The sequence below is a fragment of the Pseudoalteromonas sp. SCSIO 43088 genome, from assembly GCF_023650795.1.
GTDB classification, from domain to species: Bacteria; Pseudomonadota; Gammaproteobacteria; order Enterobacterales; family Alteromonadaceae; genus Pseudoalteromonas; species Pseudoalteromonas shioyasakiensis.
This window is the reverse complement of the sequence record NZ_CP072676.1, coordinates 382,347-402,018: the sequence shown is the minus strand read 5'-3', so window position 1 is coordinate 402,018 and position 19,672 is coordinate 382,347. Positions and strand designations below refer to the sequence as shown.

The 19,672-nt window shown below is 41.9% G+C and carries 14 protein-coding genes; all 14 read right to left on the bottom strand.

Translation table 11 applies throughout. The features are described from left to right. Positions 1-12: 12 nt before the first annotated feature. Positions 13-2,034 (bottom strand): type VI secretion system Vgr family protein, encoded by a 2,022-nt coding sequence (locus tag J8Z28_RS19610; RefSeq protein ID WP_250660859.1) that lies wholly within the window; start codon positions 2,032-2,034, stop codon positions 13-15. A gap of 21 nt (positions 2,035-2,055) precedes the next feature. Then, positions 2,056-4,794: a type VI secretion system ATPase TssH gene (gene tssH, locus J8Z28_RS19605; RefSeq protein WP_250660858.1), complete on the bottom strand. Its 2,739-nt coding sequence runs from the start codon at positions 4,792-4,794 to the stop codon at positions 2,056-2,058. A gap of 27 nt (positions 4,795-4,821) precedes the next feature. After that, on the bottom strand, positions 4,822-5,802 hold the full coding sequence (tssG, locus tag J8Z28_RS19600) for a type VI secretion system baseplate subunit TssG (protein WP_063704436.1): 981 nt from the start codon (positions 5,800-5,802) through the stop codon (positions 4,822-4,824). Further along, positions 5,799-7,517: a type VI secretion system baseplate subunit TssF gene (gene tssF / locus J8Z28_RS19595; protein WP_250660857.1), complete on the bottom strand. Its 1,719-nt coding sequence runs from the start codon at positions 7,515-7,517 to the stop codon at positions 5,799-5,801. The genes tssG and tssF overlap by 4 nt, the downstream gene beginning before the upstream one ends. 22 nt (positions 7,518-7,539) lie before the next feature. Beyond that, positions 7,540-7,947 (bottom strand): type VI secretion system baseplate subunit TssE, encoded by a 408-nt coding sequence (gene tssE, locus J8Z28_RS19590; protein ID WP_054554066.1) that lies wholly within the window; start codon positions 7,945-7,947, stop codon positions 7,540-7,542. Positions 7,948-8,001: 54 nt separating this feature from the next. Then, positions 8,002-8,487, bottom strand: coding sequence for an Hcp family type VI secretion system effector (locus tag J8Z28_RS19585; protein WP_054554067.1), 486 nt, complete (start codon positions 8,485-8,487; stop codon positions 8,002-8,004). Positions 8,488-8,710: 223 nt separating this feature from the next. After that, positions 8,711-10,237, bottom strand: coding sequence for a type VI secretion system contractile sheath large subunit (tssC, locus tag J8Z28_RS19580; protein ID WP_250660856.1), 1,527 nt, complete (start codon positions 10,235-10,237; stop codon positions 8,711-8,713). A gap of 10 nt (positions 10,238-10,247) precedes the next feature. Next, on the bottom strand, positions 10,248-10,769 hold the full coding sequence (tssB, locus tag J8Z28_RS19575) for a type VI secretion system contractile sheath small subunit (RefSeq protein ID WP_054554071.1): 522 nt from the start codon (positions 10,767-10,769) through the stop codon (positions 10,248-10,250). A 52-nt stretch (positions 10,770-10,821) separates the two neighbouring features. Further along, on the bottom strand, positions 10,822-12,387 hold the full coding sequence (locus J8Z28_RS19570; RefSeq protein ID WP_250660855.1) for a TssA family type VI secretion system protein: 1,566 nt from the start codon (positions 12,385-12,387) through the stop codon (positions 10,822-10,824). Continuing rightward, the gene (gene tagF / locus J8Z28_RS19565) at positions 12,384-13,376 is read right to left on the bottom strand and encodes a type VI secretion system-associated protein TagF (RefSeq protein WP_055197346.1); all 993 of its coding nucleotides are present in this window, start codon (positions 13,374-13,376) and stop codon (positions 12,384-12,386) included. Before tagF ends, J8Z28_RS19570 begins: the two co-directional genes overlap by 4 nt. Positions 13,377-13,384: 8 nt before the next feature. After that, the gene (gene tssM / locus J8Z28_RS19560; RefSeq protein WP_250660854.1) at positions 13,385-17,101 is read right to left on the bottom strand and encodes a type VI secretion system membrane subunit TssM; all 3,717 of its coding nucleotides are present in this window, start codon (positions 17,099-17,101) and stop codon (positions 13,385-13,387) included. Positions 17,102-17,109: 8 nt separating this feature from the next. After that, positions 17,110-17,832 carry a type IVB secretion system protein IcmH/DotU gene (gene icmH / locus J8Z28_RS19555; protein ID WP_054554075.1) on the bottom strand — a complete coding sequence of 241 codons (723 nt, stop codon included), beginning with the start codon at positions 17,830-17,832 and terminating at the stop codon, positions 17,110-17,112. Between the two features lie 11 nt (positions 17,833-17,843). Further along, positions 17,844-19,184, bottom strand: a complete 1,341-nt coding sequence (tssK, locus tag J8Z28_RS19550) for a type VI secretion system baseplate subunit TssK (RefSeq protein WP_063704423.1) — start codon at positions 19,182-19,184, stop codon at positions 17,844-17,846. Beyond that, entirely contained in the window at positions 19,184-19,651 is a 468-nt protein-coding gene (gene tssJ / locus J8Z28_RS19545; RefSeq protein ID WP_250660853.1) for a type VI secretion system lipoprotein TssJ, read from the bottom strand. The genes tssK and tssJ overlap by 1 nt, the downstream gene beginning before the upstream one ends. Positions 19,652-19,672 lie beyond the last annotated feature (21 nt).

The following is a 19,672-nucleotide window of genomic DNA, read 5'->3' as shown; positions in this document are numbered from 1 at the left end:
CAGTCCTTGAAATTAGTTATTACTTATTGCATTGCCTTTAATAGCAATGTTTCTAGCCGATAGAGTGATATTGGTGGCATCGATAGTTAAATTACCCGCAGCATCAATCTCTAAACTTGCACCACCTTGGCTAAGCTGGATAGAGCCTCGACCTTCGCCTTTGATGGTGATATTTGCCCCGCTAGAGAGGTTCAAATCACCATTTGGCGCTTGAAACTCAAGGTTGCCATCGACCGAGTAGACACTAAAATCTTGCTCACTTTGCAAGTTAAGTTCTTGCGCTGCTTTAAGTTCGCTACTGCCATCAGTCGCTTCGATACGGGTATCGGCATCAGACTTTAATGTTAAGTCAGCCGCAGCCGTTACCTTAATATCACCCTCGCGTGTTTGAACTTGTAGGGTGTTTTCAACACGATTAGTAAAATCGTTGGCAGCGGTAAAAATGGCGTCATTCTCAGCAACAAATTGTAGGTTCTCTTTGGCTGAAATTTTGACGTCACCTTCCACTGATTTGAGTGTTGCTTGATGGGCATTCTCGGTGGCATCTAACAACAATTGGTTTTTATTTTCTTTATTTGCAAGGCTAATTTTTTCTTCACCGCTTTTGTCATCCATGATCAAGCTATGCCCAGCACGGGTGACAAGCTTATTCTCTGTCGGATTTTGGCTGGTAACCGGGTTCGGGCAGCTCTGATTATAAAGCGCTCCTAAAATAATCGGCCTATCTAAGTCGCCATTTTCACCGGTTACTAACACTTCGGTGCCCGTCGTTAACGGAAAATGCATACCATGACCACTGCCACCATACTGCTGTAGTAAGCGCGTTGGGCGGCTTTCTTGGCCTTCACCGTCTTGGTTAAACGGTAAGCGCACTAAGTAGTTGCCATCGTCGTCAACCTCTTGCTCAATGGTGGCATTAAATGTTGCAAATACACGACGATCAGGAGACAGCTCTGCTCTAAACTCAACGGATGCAGGCAATAAATAAGCTTGGTTTTTATAGGTTAACCCTTTAACTTGCGAGCCATACTCTACTGCTGCAGATTGACTGCCTTTGTGATCAACACGCGTAATTAAATACAGCCCTTTATGATCAGGGTGATCATACACTGTCAACAACATACCGGGTCTTAAGGCACGGCAATCAGTATCAATAATTAATTGTTCACGCTGACAATCAAAGGCTTGTTGACGTACTTTAGCCAGCGAATTACCTATATTGGCATTAGGAAAGTTATCTGCATAATGACTATCATCACCAAACCCTGGGTAACTGGTATTATTTGCGGTCGACACATTTAAGTTACCTTGGGCTTTGTAGTTGTAATCATTGAGCGACACACTTTGTGGATGCAGCTGTGCTTTACGGCTTATTGCAAAAATGGTTTCGCTATTTCGAACTTGCCCTGATGGCGGCACATAGCTCAGGCTTACATCATCACATAAGGACGAAAAGTCTTTACTGCTATTACATACTTTGAAGGTGCAATCACCCCCTGTTTGCTCTACAAAACCATACACAAAGCCATACTTACGCATCAAACGTGTAACAAACTCATAGTCTGTTTCGTTGTATTGAACCGTCATTTCAAGGGTTGGGCCCGACGCTTGAATACTAAACTTTTGCATTGGAAAACCAGCTTTAGTAAATACGCTTTTTACTATGGCAGCTGGATCCATCATGGTGAAAACACGGTTAGAGTGTTGGTGCTTCAACAAGGTTAAATAAGAACTCATGGTCAGCGTATAGTGATAACCCTGATGGCTTTGCCCATGTGCAGTAAAAGCACTGATGATCCCAGAAATCGTGCGGTCGCTCATTGACCACACTAAATTGAGCTTGGCATCTTTACCTAACAGCATCTCGGCACTGAGGTGCTCTTGACTTAACACTTGAATAGAAAAAGCAAAGTCTTCACATAGGCTGTCATTGCTTGATTCAAAATCGGTCACCGAAACCATGCCATCCGGTAACCCTTGCACGCTGACACTAAAATGACTGGTGTTGGCTTTTAGTTCATTTAGGCTATCCATGAATCCCATTGTTCAAATCCTTTATGCTTGGTCCGCAAAGGTTGCGGTAATTTCATCATTCTCATCAACAGCTAGAGTGAGAATATCTGGCATGTCATCCTCTGCCATAAACTCTAAAATTGATTTCGCAATGCCTGGCAATATTTGCTGCTCTATCACTGCATTTACCATGCGCGCACCACTGTCTGATAACTGGCACTGTTCGGTCAGTTTGTTAAGTACGGTTTCATCAACACGTAGCTGCATTTTGTGATTATTCGCTAAACGCTTGGCAATACCGTCTAGTTTCAAACTGACAATAGATTGCAGTGCCTCTTTATCGAGCGCTAAATAAGGAATAACTTGCATACGCGCTAAAAGTGCCGGGGCAAAAAATTGCAGTAGCTGCGGCTTAATTAGCTCTGTTAGTGCTGTAATTGAAGGAACTTGCCATGGGCTGCCGTCTTCATTCAAAGGGGCTTGTTCATTATTCAATGCTGCGTTGATTTGGTCTTGATTTTCAATGTCGGCATGTTCATCGTCAGTCGGTTCAGTTAAATCTATGACATTAGGTGGCGTGCAAGCATCAATAAGCTCAGCAGATCCTAAGTTTGAGGTCATGATGATCACGGTATTTTTAAAATCGATTTCGCGACCTTCGCCATCGCGCATACTGCCACGCTCAAAAACTTGGTAGAACATGTTTAGTACGTCTTTATGCGCTTTTTCTACTTCATCGAGTAAAATTACCGAGTACGGACGCTGCCTTACAGCTTCTGTTAATACCCCGCCTTCGCCATAGCCAACGTATCCCGGTGGCGAACCCTTAAGCTGCGATACTGTATGCGCTTCTTGATACTCGCTCATGTTTATGGTGGTTAAAAACTTTTCACCACCAAATAGTTGCTTAGCTAAACATCGTGCTGTTTCGGTTTTACCCACTCCAGAAGGGCCTGCTAATAAAAACACGCCAAGCGGCCCATACTCATTGCTTATACCTGCCTTACTTACACGCAATGTTTGGGCAATTTTCGCAATGCCTGACTGCTGACCGATCACTTCTTGGCTTATGGCTTTTTCAAGGGTAATCAAATTGGTTATTTGGTCTTTCACCATCGCGCCAACAGGTACGCCTGTCCACTGCGAAATAATTTGCGCAACGGCATCAGCATCGACTTCACTGTAAAGGCCATTATCTTGGGTGTTCTGCTCTTTTAGCGTTTGTCGTAAGTTAAGTAACACGCTGCTGTCTAATTCATTTTGCGAATTAGCTTGCTTAAACTCATTGATTTGGCCTAATGTCGAAATTTGTGACTCACGCGCACTCGTCAATGTTGCTAAGTTACTCTGCGCTGCATTTAGTTCTTGTTGTAAGTGCAGCAATTTGTCCATATCAACCGCCAAACCTTGCTCGCTTTCTGCTGCAATGCTTTGGATACGTGTTTCAAGGTAATTAATGTGCTCACGCTCAGCTTCAATGGCTGCAGGATCGGTAGCAAACGACATTCGAACTCTTGCCGCAGCGGTATCTAGCACATCAATGGCTTTATCTGGTAGTTGACGACCCGTGATATAACGTGACGACAAAACCACTGCAGCTTCTATAGCATCATCAGTAATTTGAATGTTGTGATGTTGTTGATACTTATCTTTCAAACCCGCTAACATTAGCTGAGCAGCTTGCTCCGTTGGCTCATCTACTTTAATAAGTTGAAAACGGCGCTCAAGTGCAGCATCTCGCTCAAAGTATTTTTTGTATTCACTCCAAGTGGTTGCAGCGACTGTGCGTAACTCACCTCGGGCAAGCGCAGGCTTTAGCAAGTTAGCCGCATCACTCATACCAGCATCGCCACCAGCACCAATTAACGTGTGGGCTTCATCAATAAACATGATGATAGGGGTGGTTGAGTTTTTTACTTCATCGATCACTGTTTTTAAACGGCGTTCAAATTCACCTTTAACCCCTGCACCGGCTTGCAATAGGCCCATATCTAACACCAGTAATCGTACACCTTTAAGATCATCAGGAACCTTACCATCAACAATACGCTGAGCAAACCCTTCAACTACCGCTGTTTTACCTACCCCTGGCTCACCCACTAAAATTGGATTGTTTTTACGACGACGGCAAAGCACATCAACCATCATGCGAATTTCGTCATTGCGACCAAGCACTGGGTCAATTTTGCCTTGTTTCGCTTTCTCGGTAAGGTCTTCACAATACTCATCAAGAGCACCACCTTGAACACTTTGCTGCTCAGCAACAGTATGCTGAGCACTTTGTTTTGCCTGTGGATTTAATCGCTCACTTGAGTTTTGGCAAAGCTTATCGAGGTTTTCAGCAATAAAACGGGAGTCAATTTTTTCAAGTAACGCAGGCAATTGCAGTACAGGGCTATATGGCAATAATTCAGTTAAGGCATCAATCAACGCAGCGCCGGTGATCCAGTCACTTTTGTGCTGTACATTTGCACTTAACCAAGCTCGCTCAAGCCACTCATAAAGTCGACGAGAAAAAACCGGCTTACTCTGGTTACCCGCAGGTTGGCGGTTTAAAAAGTCGAGCAGCTCATGCCACACTGCGTCTTGATTAATATTAAAAAAGTGAAAAATATGCTCTAAATCGCCGTTACTACCTTCTTCCATCAACTTAATTAATAAATGTTCAGGTAACACTTCATAGTGACTACGACTGCTTGCAAACCCTGCCGCTGACTCAAGTGCTGTTGCAGTATGGCCATTTAGTTTGTCGATAAGCTGCTTTATGCCTTTTGCATCCATGTTGTTTTCCTTAAATCCTGATTACTTTTAATGTTGATATTGTTGATGTGTGTAACTGTGCACGCTGATATTTGCTTCAGCGCAGCCTAAATAAGAGTTGTGACCGAGTAGCAAATCGTTTTGCCCTAAGGCTTGCTCTGTTACTGCTTGATTAGCCACCTTAATTTGACAAATCCATTGCACATTACTAGGTAAATGAGTGCTTAACATGGCAGCCATTTTCTTGCCTTGTGAGTGCTGAGGATTAAGCGCTATCGCGGTGTCAGAATCCACAGGACCAATCACAATGGTCAGTACGCTACCACTGACTAATACGCGCTCGCCAAGAACCGCTGACTCGCCTAACACCATCTGTTGATCTTGACCAAATGAACTTGGCGAGTCTATTTGTTGCCAATTTGCACGGGTGTCATCCACAGTCAGTTGCTCAACCTCTAGTGAGTGGCGAAGTAATTGCGCTAAACCCGCAGCGCTGGTTTGTTTTAAACTGGCGATACCGCACTGAACTTTTTGCTCAGTTTTGGTTGATAAGATGGCTTCAATTAAATGATCGAATTGCTCTGCACCACGGCCTTCAACATTGATGTGCGACTTTTTCCATGCTTGAAACAATTGGCAATAAAGCACATGATTAAACATGTCTAAAAACTGCCTTACTCGGCCCCCACTTTCTTGATCACTTGCCGCCTGCTCGAGTAAATAATGTGGCATAGGTGCATCTACACCATACAAGCCTAAAAATGATGTCGATAAGCTTAATCGGCCACGACCAAGGTTATCTAATTCGCAGCTACGTACATCAGTGGCAGGAAAGCCAAGTTCTTTATAAGGCTTAAAGATAACTCGCTCGCTAATCCCTTTTTCAAGTTCTAAAGGTGTTGCCCAATGTTTTTCAATTAGGCTCATCGCCTTAAACAAATTAAACTGCCAAGGAGCTGCAATCAGCTTTTCTATTGGTTCAGGTAACTTTGCCCAAACAGGGTGATTTATTGACTCGTGCATATTCATAACTGATAACTCTTGCCCGGTTCAATTTCCCAGCAGTGGGTTTTATAACTTGGAATCGCATTGACTCGGGTTTGCACGCTCTCGTTAATTGGCGCATACATTAAAAAGAATTGATGCAGCATATTGCAAAAGTGGTACAAGTCGGCATCACAAACAAATTTGCTTTCATCAATATCAATCAGTACATCAACACCTTTAATAAAAATGCCACGCTTAATTTGACTAATCGGTGTTGCGGTAATTTTTTGAATGCTATCAATACGTAATCGGTTTTCAGCTTTTTGTGACCAATCAAATAATACCAGTAAGCGTTTTAATTCGGTGACTTGTGTAATCTGTGAAAACTTCACATTTAATAGGCTTATTAACTGCCAATGCTTTGGTTGTTCAGGGCATGGCAAATAGTTAGTCGGGCGAATTACATTTTCTACATTGGCAATGCTTGGCATATCTGGGCCGCCAATGTTTAAATCGCCCTCTTGGAGTAACTGCCTTGGCCAACCAGCATTAAAAACGGTTAAATCAACCGATAAGGTTTCTTTTTCTTCTTCAAGGTTAAATGGCAGCTGTAAATAGTGGCACGGCGCAGCCCCGCCCACATCTTTCGTTAAAACGGTAAACAGTTTCTTTTCGTCTTCAAACACGCTTTGATATCTGGGGGTGTAATCATACGATTTGCCACTTAACGAGTTGCGTCCTTTAACCTCATTAATGGTGTAACTGAAGATATGATCTGTTCTGTTTTGATCAGCGGTGATCATATAATCAGTGCGGTTTGACTCTATGCGTATTGGCTCTGCAGGTTGTGCAAACAAATTAATAGCTGGCACGCAATTGAGTAAAATATTATCGCGGCTTAATTGATGACCCGGCGGTAATTTACTACTGCCTCTAAACACTAGCTCAAATCGATCAATATGCTCAGGTAAGGTCAGATCTTTTAAACCATCAAAGCGCATAAAGTAAAAACGGTCTTTCGCGTTAAAGTAGTCTAACAGCAGCGCATAGCCCGGATGGCTTTGTTCTGCATGCGGTAATAAAGCGCCATCTATATCTAAATAAGTAGCACTACAACCTTTTACTTTTAACTTTTTATTATGTTCAAAATGCGAGGGGCCAAAATCAAGCTCTGTAAACTGCTCTGCTGTTTTTAAAAGCTTAAACAAAGAACTACATAAAGGAGTATCACCACGTAAGTAAAACTGTAAATTTGCAAGGTCGTAATTTTTGCGCTCACCTTGGCAAACAAAACGTAGGCCAATACGTAGCTCAGACCCTAAATGCGACTCTTGATAACGCACATGCTCAATATCAAGGGGACTAACTTGTAGGTCGTGCGTTGTTGTAAAGGTGATATGTTTTTTATCAACCACTGACTTATCAGCGCTTAGCGTCAGCCCTTTTTCAATAAGATGTGATTTTTGCATTGCCAGCTTAGGGCTAAACTTTACAACCGTGCTTGATGGGTAATAGCTCAATAATATAGGGCATAGCTGACGCAGCACTTGCTCTGAGACCTCAGGAACAGACTCATCTAAACGCTTTTGCGTATGCGCAGTTAAATAGGCAACACCTTCTAGTAGTCGTTCAATATGGGGGTCACGATCTTTTAGCGCATCGATATTTAACATGCCTGCGTGCTCAGGGTAATGCTGAGCAAACTGTTTGCCGGCTTGGGTTAATAAGCGCATTTGTGCATCAAAATACTGTTGCATTGAACTATCCTTTTACGCTGAATTAATCAAACTGCTTGGCATGCTCTGCCACATCGGCTTTACCACCCGACTCAAATCGGGTGTTAAGTTTGATACATTGTCCTGAGGTTAAAAATGCTTGTATATCAAGCCTAATCACGCAATTTTCTTCACGAATTTCCATAGGAATGACATTGGCATAGCGAACTCGTGGCTCGTATTTTTCTATCAATTTTTTAACTTCAAACGCCAAGGTGTGCTGTGAATACGGAAGGCCCTCGTAGATATCTTCGACATCAGGCAACCCATAATCGGCCAAATGTTTTAACACGCCACGACGCGCATTAAGTAATTCATTTAGATGTTTGCAGACACTGTTTTGCTCATCAGTTTGAAAACCTTGATGACCATTTCGTGTGACTGGTTGAGTTAAAAAATCGAATAACGCCATAAACTTACCTCTAAGAAAAGGATATGCTTTCGCATATCCTTTAATTTTGCTGACTTATCGACCTTCAGTCCAAGAGTCAGAGAACTCGATGTTGCCATCAAGGTAAGTCCACGTAATGCGCTTATAACGTAGGCTAACTGTTTCAAGGTGCGGGTAACGCTCCTTGTCTAAGTCTTTTACGTTATGCATTGTTGGTAGAATTGAGGTGATTTTTACATCTTCCAACTTGTGGCAGAAATATTCACGCTCGGTCCCTGTGTCATCAATACGGTACCATTTAAGCTCAAGTTGCTTAAGTGTTTGACCGTTTGAGCACGCTTTGTACAGGTAAGGTGTTGCTGCATCAACCGCTTTTGTAATAACAAAAGGTTCGTGCTTACGAGTACCTGTTAATTCGCCTGTGTCGTTATCTGTAGGAATGCGAAGTTCATGATCAAAGTGTAGGATCTCAATTGAACCTTCACGCTCTGCAACAGTTACAGAACCTTTGATGTCATTACCTTGGTCATCCTTTAACCACATATACGCTGGAATTGCCATTTCATTATTCTCCTTTTAGAATGAATTGTTTCCTGTTAAATGGCATAGGCATAAACAACCTTGTTTATGCCCCCCAAAAAGCCCGATGCTTCATGCCACTGGGGAACATGTCCCAAGTTGGCTGCAACCAACTTGGGGCCATTCTTTTACACCAACCAGCTACTCACCAAATTGACGTCTTTACACAGCCTGCTTAAATCCGTTTCATCGGCGGCTTGGCAGTTCATTTTTCGCCAGGCATTTGCCCAACAAGCGCAAGGCGAACATCAATACCTTCAACTTGGAAGTGCGGCACAATGTAAGTGCTCACGCGGTAATAACCTGGGTTACCTGGGATCTCAGATACCGTTACTTTTGCATCTTTGAGCGGGTGTGTTGCAATTAACGACTCATCCGGGTTATTCATCTTCGTTACCAACGCACCTAGCCAATCGTTTAACTGCTGCTCTAGCTCATGACGAGGTTTGCTCGAACCAATATTTTCACGCTGCAATACTTTTAAGTAGTGAGCAATACGCGATACTAAGAAGATATAAGGTAAACGCGAGTTAATACGGGCGTTTGCTGTTGCTTCAGCAGTTTCAAGTACTTGCGGTTTCTGGGCACTATTTGCCGAGAAGAAACACGCAAAGTCAGAGTTTTTGTAATAGCTAAGAGGAATAAAGCCTTGGTTAGCAAACTCAAGCTCTTTGGTCTCTGAGATAAGCACTTCTGTAGGGATTTTAGTTTCAGAGCCCTTACCAGCTTCAAATGAATGCAAAGGTAGATTTTCAACTTTACCACCTGATTGCGGGCCGCGAATATTCACCGACCAGCCATTATCATGGAAACTACGAATAATATTGGCAGCAAATGCAAATGTTGCATTACCCCATAAATAGCGCTCGTGGTGCTGACTGTTCACATCTTCTTGGTAGTTAAAGTTACGAATTGGGTTTGTTTCACCATACGGTAAACGTAGTAAGAAACGCGGGAAAGCAAGACCAATATAACGAGAGTCTTCTGACTCGCGGAAGTTTTTCCAACGTAAGAATTCAGCACGCTCCATATAAGAGCCAATATCTTGAATTTTAGATACTTCGTCTAATGACTCTTTTAAGAAGAACTTAGGACCTACGCTGCCCATAAATGGACAATGGGCCGCTGCCGAAACGCGCGAGATTTCTTGGAGTAGTGAAACGTCTGGCGCTGAGCAATCAAACTCAAAGTTAGACACCATAGTCGATACAGGTTCGCCACCAGGGGTATCATAATCTGATGTGTAAACATGCTTATATAACGCTGATTGTGTGGTATCTGGCGCTTCTTCAAAATCATCACGCAATGTTTCTTTATCAACATCGAGCATTTCAATTTTTATATTCGCGTTATTTGGCGTGCGGTTAATTAAATAACGCAGCGAACGCCACGCTGATTCTACTTTCTGAAAATCAGGGTGATGTAAAATTTGATCCAACTGCTGCGAAATAATGGTGTCTACTTTTGCAATATAATCATCAAGCAATAGCTTATCGATGCGTGTTACTTCTTCGCCACTCATACCTGCCATATCTAAAAAGACATTAATAGCAGCGGTAAGACGCTCATTCGCACGTGTTTCTGCTAGATTACCTGCATCTCTAAATGTATCTAGTTTGATTTCATCGCCTACAGGGGCAATATCAACCATGTTACATAGGTTTTCATAGGTTGATAATGGCGCTTGCTCAACTGTGTGAGCAGCTACATTTAATTGTTCTTGCATTGACATAGCGGCGTCCTTATTCCGTCACAGGTTGTTTTTCATCTTCAGAAGCAAGCGGCGCTATTTCATCTAGCTTGGCTTTTAGCTCATCAAGTTCTGGTTGGTTTTGTAAAACACGTTCCAACTCTTTTCTAAGTGATGAGTTATCAAGAAGGTTTGATTTTAAGTCACGTAATAAATTACGCATTGCCATCATTTTGTTTAATTCAGGCACCTGTGCAGCAACCTGCTCTGGATCGAACGATTTAAATGAATCAAACTGCAAATTAACATTGATATCACCGTCGCCTTTAATCTTATTTGCCACCTGAAAGTTCGCTTTTGGCGCGATATCTTTCAGCACTTGCTCAATGTTATTTTTATTGATCGTCACGCGTTCGCGCTCAGCAAGTTCTTGGCTATTCTGACCATTAGAATAGTCACCAATAACCAGCATTTTTAAAGGCAATTCGCTTTTTTGTGATGCCCCATCAGTATCAAGCTCTAACGATATGTTGATCCGAGCTCGTGGGATCTCTTTTTGAAATGTATCTGTCATGTTTCTTCCTTTGCAGTTTGTTTGTCTAACGACTAAATTCCAATTAGGCGTGTTACACCCAGGCTATTGCTTGTGCCGGGTTTGTAACCATCATTCGCTGACTAATTTGCTTAGCAGCTAAACTCATGTCATCACTCTCTGTCTGAGACAAATTGGCATAACATTGCTTGGCGAAACGCCATACTTCCATGCAAAACTGTTGTTGCCACTTCGCTAATTGATAAGTTTCAATTTGCTCGAGTAATTCGGTTAAAATTGCCAATGCGTGCTCATAATGCTCTGCTTTAAGTAACAACTTAGCTTTAAGCAATTGACTTTGAGCTTGGTCGAATCCAGTTGGCGTACTTAATTGTGCAACCAAGCTAAGGGCTGCACTTAACTGCCCTTTTGCAACTTGCTCGCTTAAGGCTATGTAATGCTCGTCAAATGGATTTGCTTGCACTTGAGTTGTTTCATTTTGCGAAGCATGTGAATTGGCAATGTCTAATAACGCTTCTTTGTTCTGTGGGCTGCATAACCCCGAACCATCGTCATATTTTAAATTGGTTAATAACGGAAATTGACTGACTAAAGAGACTAGCTGTTGCTCTAACCACTGTACTAATTTTGCTTTATTTAGCTGTTTCAGCGCTGACAAAGTAAGCATTTGCAGATTCAAATTAAACTGCATAGCGCCTTCCATAAACAAACCCTCAGCAAGTAACAATGCTTGCTCTGCTTGTTCAGTTGCCAGTGCGTTTTCAATGGGGGCGAAGGCAGCCGCACGCGGTGCTGGCAGTCTTGTTTTGCCATTTTCATTGGCAGGTAACGCTAATCCAGACCAACGTGCTGCACGCGAGAGCTTTAACACCCGTTCAATGTTGTTTTGTTCTTTATCAAAATTAAGCAGCTCACGAATTGCGGCTAGGTAAGCACTATCGCTGGCAATGTCAGTCACTTTAGGTGCAGTGGTCACTGGTTTTGCCTGAACAACTTGTTGCGCTACGGGCTCAGTCGTTGGCTCGCTGACCACTGTTGTCTGGTGTGTTTCAGGCTCTGCTTTAACTTCTGGTTCTGGCTTAGCGACAGGATTGCGAATTACTTGCTCTTTTACCCACTCATTTAGAGTTGATAAAGGCCCTGAGTCAGCATCAAGTACAGGCACTGAAACCTGATTATATTCAGCTAACACAGTCTCTAATTCAGCCCATTGCTCAGGGCTAGATGATTTAGCTTGGGCAATCCCTTTTAAGCGTTCTTGCTGCTGTAAAAACCACGTGTTAACCGCACAACGCATACGTGCTTTTAAAGGATGAACCTGTTCACTAAACTGGCTTAATAGTTGATTAAACAGTTTTAAAGAATGAGTTAAACCCACTACGCCAAACTCACTGGTAGCCGCAAGGCACAAGTAGCTCACTATACGTAAATCTTTACTTTGGTTTTGTAAAAGATCGGTGGCTTGAATAAACATGACTTTAAAATCAACTTCGCCCACACCTGATGATGAAGCTTTAAGTGCTTTAAAGGTTTCTTCGTATTTTAGATCTTCACCACACGCAAGCCCCGAAAGTTGCTTACTAAGCTCTTCAAGCCACAGCTCCCAGCTGTTATGGGTATGCGGATTAACTACACTCATGCTTTGCACCACCTTCTGAGCGCATCGTAAACACTCACATTGTCCATATCAGCAAAATTAAGGCTGTATTCGCTCGGCACTTTGTCTAGTGACAGATTTACTAAATCAATAATGTCTTTTGACTTATCCTCAGCAAGCCACACTGAACCAAAATAAGATGCCGGTACAGGGCGGCAAAACACCGTTAGGCTAGGTTGCGAACTTTCATTTCCTAGCTGGTAAAAGAACCAAGGTTGCCAATTATGATCGGCAACGATCGAAGCAATTAAATGTAGCCAAAAACCTGCAACTAGGGCACTTTCGTGACTAAAGTGTGGCATGGGTAGACGAATACCAAATTGTGTACGTAGGCAACCTCTATTCGCAATCGACTTTAATACCGCTGAAAGCTCTTCAATTAAAACCGCTCGGTGATGAATGTCGTTGATCCCTAAATGCTGCCAAACCACACTCATCGGAATACTGCGTAATTTATCAAGCTCTTGATTTAGATTTGGCTGCTGCTTTAATGCATCGGCCACTTTACTATACGATTTAGCTTGCTCAGCCATCGCATCAATTGAATGTGCTTCAACGATGCGCTGATTAACCCCTAAAAGGTGCTCAATGACATGACTTGCATATAAAAATAGAAAAGCAGGGTGGCGTTTGTAAGTCTCAAGTCCGCTATGGATAAACGAACTAAACGGGTAAAAACGACCACTGCTATCAGTGCTTGGCTGTAAAACACCTAACAAACTACTGTCGTCACTATTACCAGATACAAAAAATAACGAAGAAACACCATTTAATGCAGTTGTTTTACCGCCAATAACACCTCGGTTTATATGCGCGAAACCTTCTTGCAACCAATGGTCTAGTGCTACTGATTCCCTAGAAGATATATTTAACTTTACAAAGTCAGGCCTAACAGGTGTTTTACCCATGTACCCGTAGGTAAACTGCTTAACCAGCGTTGGCGACTTTTTCTTGGTGAACAAATTAAACATACTTGCCCCTATTGAACCGAGGCTCTACTTGCTTGCGCAAGTTGTGGCTTAGGTGCAAACAACGAATTAGGCAATGCAAAAGAGGTCAACATGTACTTTGAAAAAATACCGCTATTGCGACCAGACTTTAATGAGAACTGGACTGTTAAACTTTGCTCTGATTTATCAACTAATTCCCAGGTAGCAAGAAACTCTGTACCCTTAATCCATTTCACATTTGCTTCGTTAAGTACTTTTAATAAAGCCCATGGACCATCTTGCTCAATAGTGACTCTTCGTCCGGTGTTATCTAAACCATACAAAATAGCTTTTTCTGCTGCGCCTCTTCCTGGCCATGAGAAATTACGCCACTCTTCCGGTTCATTTCTATAGCGATAACCTTGCTCAGAGAAACCTAAATACGTTTCGCGAATGCCTTTTTGTGGTACAGGCATCATTTGGAAGTTAAAACCAGCCGCGTCTGAGCCGTTCAGGAATAAAGAGCGTGTTACTTTATTTGCTTTTGTTAAACCGTCTAATAGCTCTTGATTAAAACCAATCCCCACACCGTTCCATTGCTTTTCTTCCCATACACCTCGGCGTACTTTCATAAATGGTTTAAGTTGGCTATTAATAAAGTTCCAAAGCACCCCAGTTTCACTATTTAAGAACTCAGAAACATCGGCAATAGCAGCATCAGGGCCAGTCAAATTGAATGGGTACTTGCCAGCAATGCTGTTGCTATACATGGTATAAACTTGGTTTTCCCACTCTTCATTTAACTGGCTACGTGCTTTTGCCATGATACTTGCAATACCTGACTGCAATGGGGCTTTAAATAGCACGTCAAGCGTGTCTTTTGTTTCTGGGTCTAGCGCTCGAGTTTGGCTTTCTATAATGATCCAAGACGATTGCAATGCATTATCTTGGCTATTTCCAGACAATAAGTCTTGTACAAACCCCATTGCTTGAGCATCATCTTCATTGCTAGCAGCCATCGCTTTTATATCTGAGTGAATGCTGCTCAAAGAACTAATGTACTGACTCATATAATCAGACATCTGCTTATCTTCATCATGCTGCGAGAAGCGACGCAAGTCAGCAAAACGCGTTTCAAGTTCAGGGGCTCTAACAGTACTAACTTGAGAAAAGTCAGGGCGCTCTGCAACTTGTTTTGCTAACTTTCCTTTGGCCACTTTTTTAGCTGCCGTATCTGTTGCACCAGAAAGAATGGTCGCTATTTTGTCGTTGTTTGCACTAACCGCAGATGGTTTATCTGCAACAACGATGTTGTCATTCACCAAAGTCATCAGATCAATGAGTGGTCCATCAGTAGACGAAAGGCGAGCAAAATTAATACTGGCATCATTTAAATCTCTAAAAGTAGGCACTTTTATACTGTTCAAAAACGCAAACCATGTATTGCCATAGTCTTTAAAGTAATAACTACGCATTGCTTTTGCCAGTGCATCAGCTTGGGCTTCATCAACGGCATTTTGACCGCTTTCATTACTTGTGCCCATTACCCAATCACCAGAGAATACCAGTCGAGAAATACGTTTAATTTCTGGATAAACATATTCTTGCCAACCTGCATTGGTATACACATAAGGAATACTAAAGTTGCTTTTCAGTACATCGCGATTTTTCGCAGCCATAAACTGTTTAAGCTGAATCGCTTTTTTACGCTCAGCAAAGCTACTAATAATTTGTTGATATAGAGGTTCGGCTTCTGGTTGTGTGTTCAGGCTATTTCTTGCATTCAGTACAGCCGTTTCATTATTTTGCCAAAATAAAATTTCACCTGGGTTTTCTAGATCTGTGCTTATGTTCGCTAAATATAAATCAACTAAATCGTTTAATTGTGAGGTGATCGGTGAGTCAGCTTGAGCATCAATCTCAATGTTAAAGTGCTGGCTAATAAAACTAAGTAGCTGCTGCTTGGCAAACTTATTGTCTTTGTGTTCAGGGTGAGCACTTAACATCAGATGTAATTTCAAAGCATCGTAATATGCCTGACGACTTGCTGCGCGAGCATCGGCATCATCTGCTGACCAAATAGCTTCAAACTCTTTCAGCTGCGCAAGCGTTTGTTTTTCTGCAGGAAGGGTGATCAACTGATTTAATTGATTAAACAAAACCTGCGAAACACTAGTTAGAGTTTCGTCACCCTCGTATATGCCAAAAATGAAATACCATGGCAACTGCTTTTCATAATTATTAAGCGATTGATAATGTTCAAATAAATCAAGTGTGGCTGCAAGTTTTTGCTCGTCTTTAGCTTTATTTACATTCGCTTCTACAATCGCTTTAACACGGGCTTCACCTTGATTCAACAACAACTGGTTACTTGTATATGAAGTAATGAGTAATGCTGTCACGGCGGCAATACTTGCCAAACCTGAAGTCACTGTTAAACCTTTTAACCAACGGCCAACCAAGCGCTTTTTGCGGTTACCACGAGTTAGGTCTTGCAACTTGAAAATCACATCATTAAAAACACGATTGATAAAGTAGCTTTGCGTAATGCTTTCTTGTTTTTGCTCAACAACGACAGCACCAAATTGATCCCTTACCCCATTCGTAATACGTTCAATTGGTGTGCCCTCTTGCGTGCCAGAGGTAAAATATACACCAGCAAACCAAGGAACCTCTTGATACGGATTGGCTTTAAATAACAAGTTTACAAACTCAGTCAACTTTGTTGATGCTGACTTAAATTGATTCGGGAAATCTAAAATTAACTGCTTACGGTGTTCATTACGCTCGCGAGCAACCTTGCTCAAACGTTGCTCACAAAGGCGTTGGTATAACTCCTCCATGCGCACTTCAAACATTTCAGCCGGATCATTTTGTTGATCTTCACTAATATCTAGTAAATAAGCACCAAACACTTGCTCACGTTCTTTTTCTGTTAAGTCATTAAAAAATGGCTCAAAGCCGCTGATCAAGTCTGTTTTAGTAAAGGTTATATAAACCGGGAAGATCACCCCAAGTTGAGTAATAAGCTCTTCAATACGCTCACGAACTAATTTTACGTGTTGACGAATTTCTTCACTGTCTGAGGTTAAAACATCTGCAACACTAATCGCGACCATCACACCATTAATAGGCAGTTTAGGACGATATTTTTTGAGCAAGCTTAAAAAAGATAACCACTCTTTGTTTTCAGATTGCTCTGTTGTGTAACGCCCTGCGGTATCGATCAGAATTGCTTGATCTGAAAACCACCAGTCACAGTTACGCGTGCCACCAAAACCTTGGATGTGCAGTTCATTTGAATTTGAGTATGGAAAATGCAAGCCAGAGTTAGAAAATAATGTACTCTTCCCAGTGGCTGAAGGACCAATGATCATATACCAAGGTAGTGCATACAAAGCTGTATTACCACGGTATCCTGCGCCAAGATGGGAAGCTTTTAACGAGCTTAATGCTTCTTGCATCTTTTCTTTTATTTCATCAAGTTCAGCACTTGAACCCGCATTATGGCTCGCAAGTTCAGAGGCTAGCTTATCGCCCGAACGCTTTGTCCATAACCAACGGATAAAAATAAAAACGATAAAAACAGCTGTTACCGCAGCCATCGCGATAAGCTTTTTATCTGTCGTGTCTAAACCAACGATTCGACCAGCAAACCAAATAATACTGAGCACAGCAATTAAGCCAATTAACTGCCCTGTTGCTCTTGATGACACTAAGCCCAGTAAAAAGTGCACTAGGCCGCTTTTGTTCACTCTTCCTTGCATTACTTTTCCTATCGAGTCTCGTTGGTTTTACTTAATTGCGTAAGTACTTCTACTTGATTATCAATACGTTGGCTGCTCTGAGTTGCTTGCTTGTTAATAACAAAATGAAAACCAGCAAAAAGCGAAACAATCGATGCCAAGCAAATTGATAAAATCACCCAATAAGGAATGTTTCGGCCTACCTTCATTGCAAACCCTTCAAGTGGCGCGCCATTATCAGATAGTTGCCCTCGTGGAGTACCGCGTACATCTTCTATTTGCGCACGTACATCAACAATTAAGGCTTTAAGTTGCTCAATTCCTTTCACTTTGTAGATACCCTCAAAGCCAAGTTGCAAACAAATGTAATACACTTCTAATGCTGCAAACTTTGGCTCACCTCCGGTACGAAGTTTTGCTAATCGCTCAAAAAACTCTTCACCCGCTCGATTATTACCAAAAAACTCAAGCTGTAAGGGTCTCGACATCCAATCCATTCGAAAATGCGCGCCAGAGCTCATTACAAATTCATCACACATTGCAGTCAGGGCAAACTTAACTTCCTGCATAACACTGGTTGTTACTTGCTGGGTATAACAATTACGTTCAAACTCATCAAAACTCGTAAGTAACTGCTCTCGAAAATCGTTTAGTTCAAGATCTGTCGATTGCTTTAACTTTAAAGGCGCAAGCGCGTTTATCACTGGCGCAATACAGGCGATTAAATCAAGTTCGTTTTTTGCTTCTTGCATTGTCTTGCGTCCTAATTTCTTGCCACTGTAACGATTTCGACTTGCGCCGCTTGTAAGCCAAATGGAATAAATAAACTAAGCGATTGCTCTTCAATAATTTGCTGCCAAATAAAACCATGAGCCTCTAAACGAAAGTATTCATAGCCACTTTTGATAGCTAGTTTATTAGGTGGTCGCTGACAATGTGTTAACTGCACGCCCGCAAGAGCCGATGCAATCATAATTTCGAGCTTTTCAGTGGCGCCAACTTTGACTTGATCACTAAACGTATCAATCCACTTGGTATCTTCAGATTCAAAGTAAACGGCCAAGTAGAAGTCGTTATTATCAAAAATGGCTGAATCAATGGTGGCAACCTGATAAATGGCGTTCGATACTTTCTCAAGTTTAAGACCTGCCATTTTCTTAGGAACAACACCCTCAAGTAATTTACTCAATAAAATATCTAAGGTGCCGAAGACATGAGTCAATTGCTTATGCTGATAAGGCGGGATTTGACTCACTAAATCACTGTGCTCGAACATCGACACAGAGCTAATTAAGTCAACAAGCTCGCAATATAATCGCTCTGGATGAACAAGTTGCAAGCTTTTTAAATGGTCTAAGCGTTTTGCTGATGGTGCCATTGCATTTAACAGCAAAAAGCTGTTCATTTCGTTAGGTCCAAAATCAGTAACTGAACCAAAGTTCTTTCTGCGACCAAGCAACACGTTCACTTTTGCATTTACCAAGTTCGCCGTTCTATTAAGCAACTCGGTTAAATAAAACGAGGCCTGTATCGTTAATAATGGCGGCACAAACTCTTTGCTGACTTTAAACGAGCCGTCTTCAGCGCGCATAATTTTGATACAAGCAAGCGTATCAAAATACGTTTTTACATCATTATCTGTCAGCAAAATATAGTTAGGTTGTGCAATTAGCACTTCACGGTTTCTTGCTGCATCGTGGTGATCACTAAACTCAATGTAATCTGCTTGATAGGCACTGAGTTGGCCACTAGTTGCATAACCTTCAATGTCGCTGACAACTTTATTTGCAGCAATCGCTAAATACACAGTGACTTCATCTGTATCGGCAGCTAACTCAAGCTTTAGTTCTTCGTGATGTTGACGATCAAATTCAAGTAAACGCCCATTTTCAAGAATCGCTTTAAAGCTGATCACCTTTAAAATACCGCGAGCGAGTGCTGATTCATCAATAGTGAGGTGGTGCAAACCAAAGGCCAATGGCGAAATCAAGCCTTGTCTAACAATCTGATTTTGCTCATGGTAGTCATCAAATAACTGAAAATGCTGCTGTGCTAGCAACACGCCTTCAGCCCATACAGGTTTCATTGGCCCTTTAATGTTCATTACTCAGCCTCGTCTTCATCTGGTAATTGAACTTCGTTGTTTGTAATCAATACATCTAACGATGTAGATAATTTAACGGGCCCGTCACCGAGCGGGTAGAACGTTTTCCATTTATCACCTTGGCGATCTCTAAAAAGGGCGACAATGCCAACAAAACGCGCATTTTCCGCTTGTTCAAATTCTATTTTTGTTTTCTCAGCGGGGTTAATTGTTTTTTCTTCTACGGTGATCAACGTATTTGACAGAACTGACTTATCTGATTTCCACAAATCTTCAAACGTAGCTGTTTTAAAGCTCTGTATATCCGAAAGTTGATACACTCTGAGTACCACAGGCAAAGCTTCATCAAATTGGTTCAAATTAAGATTATCTGTCGCGGTGATATCTAGCTCTACATTTGTGCTCATACATGCTGTTAAAGACATAAACAAAGTAATTAGCACTGCCTTTTTAATTGCAAAACGCATTCAAAACCCCATTGATTTATT

Coding starts and splice junctions, on each gene's coding strand:
- J8Z28_RS19610 (WP_250660859.1), bottom strand. CDS start 2,034: ATGGATAGCCTAAATGAACTAAAAGCCAACACCAGTCATTTTAGTGTC.
- tssH (WP_250660858.1), bottom strand. CDS start 4,794: ATGGATGCAAAAGGCATAAAGCAGCTTATCGACAAACTAAATGGCCAT.
- tssG (WP_063704436.1), bottom strand. CDS start 5,802: ATGAATATGCACGAGTCAATAAATCACCCTGTTTGGGCAAAGTTACCT.
- tssF (WP_250660857.1), bottom strand. CDS start 7,517: ATGCAACAGTATTTTGATGCACAAATGCGCTTATTAACCCAAGCCGGC.
- tssE (WP_054554066.1), bottom strand. CDS start 7,947: ATGGCGTTATTCGATTTTTTAACTCAACCAGTCACACGAAATGGTCAT.
- J8Z28_RS19585 (WP_054554067.1), bottom strand. CDS start 8,487: ATGGCAATTCCAGCGTATATGTGGTTAAAGGATGACCAAGGTAATGAC.
- tssC (WP_250660856.1), bottom strand. CDS start 10,237: ATGTCAATGCAAGAACAATTAAATGTAGCTGCTCACACAGTTGAGCAA.
- tssB (WP_054554071.1), bottom strand. CDS start 10,769: ATGACAGATACATTTCAAAAAGAGATCCCACGAGCTCGGATCAACATA.
- J8Z28_RS19570 (WP_250660855.1), bottom strand. CDS start 12,387: ATGAGTGTAGTTAATCCGCATACCCATAACAGCTGGGAGCTGTGGCTT.
- tagF (WP_055197346.1), bottom strand. CDS start 13,376: ATGTTTAATTTGTTCACCAAGAAAAAGTCGCCAACGCTGGTTAAGCAG.
- tssM (WP_250660854.1), bottom strand. CDS start 17,101: ATGCAAGGAAGAGTGAACAAAAGCGGCCTAGTGCACTTTTTACTGGGC.
- icmH (WP_054554075.1), bottom strand. CDS start 17,832: ATGCAAGAAGCAAAAAACGAACTTGATTTAATCGCCTGTATTGCGCCA.
- tssK (WP_063704423.1), bottom strand. CDS start 19,184: ATGAACATTAAAGGGCCAATGAAACCTGTATGGGCTGAAGGCGTGTTG.
- tssJ (WP_250660853.1), bottom strand. CDS start 19,651: ATGCGTTTTGCAATTAAAAAGGCAGTGCTAATTACTTTGTTTATGTCT.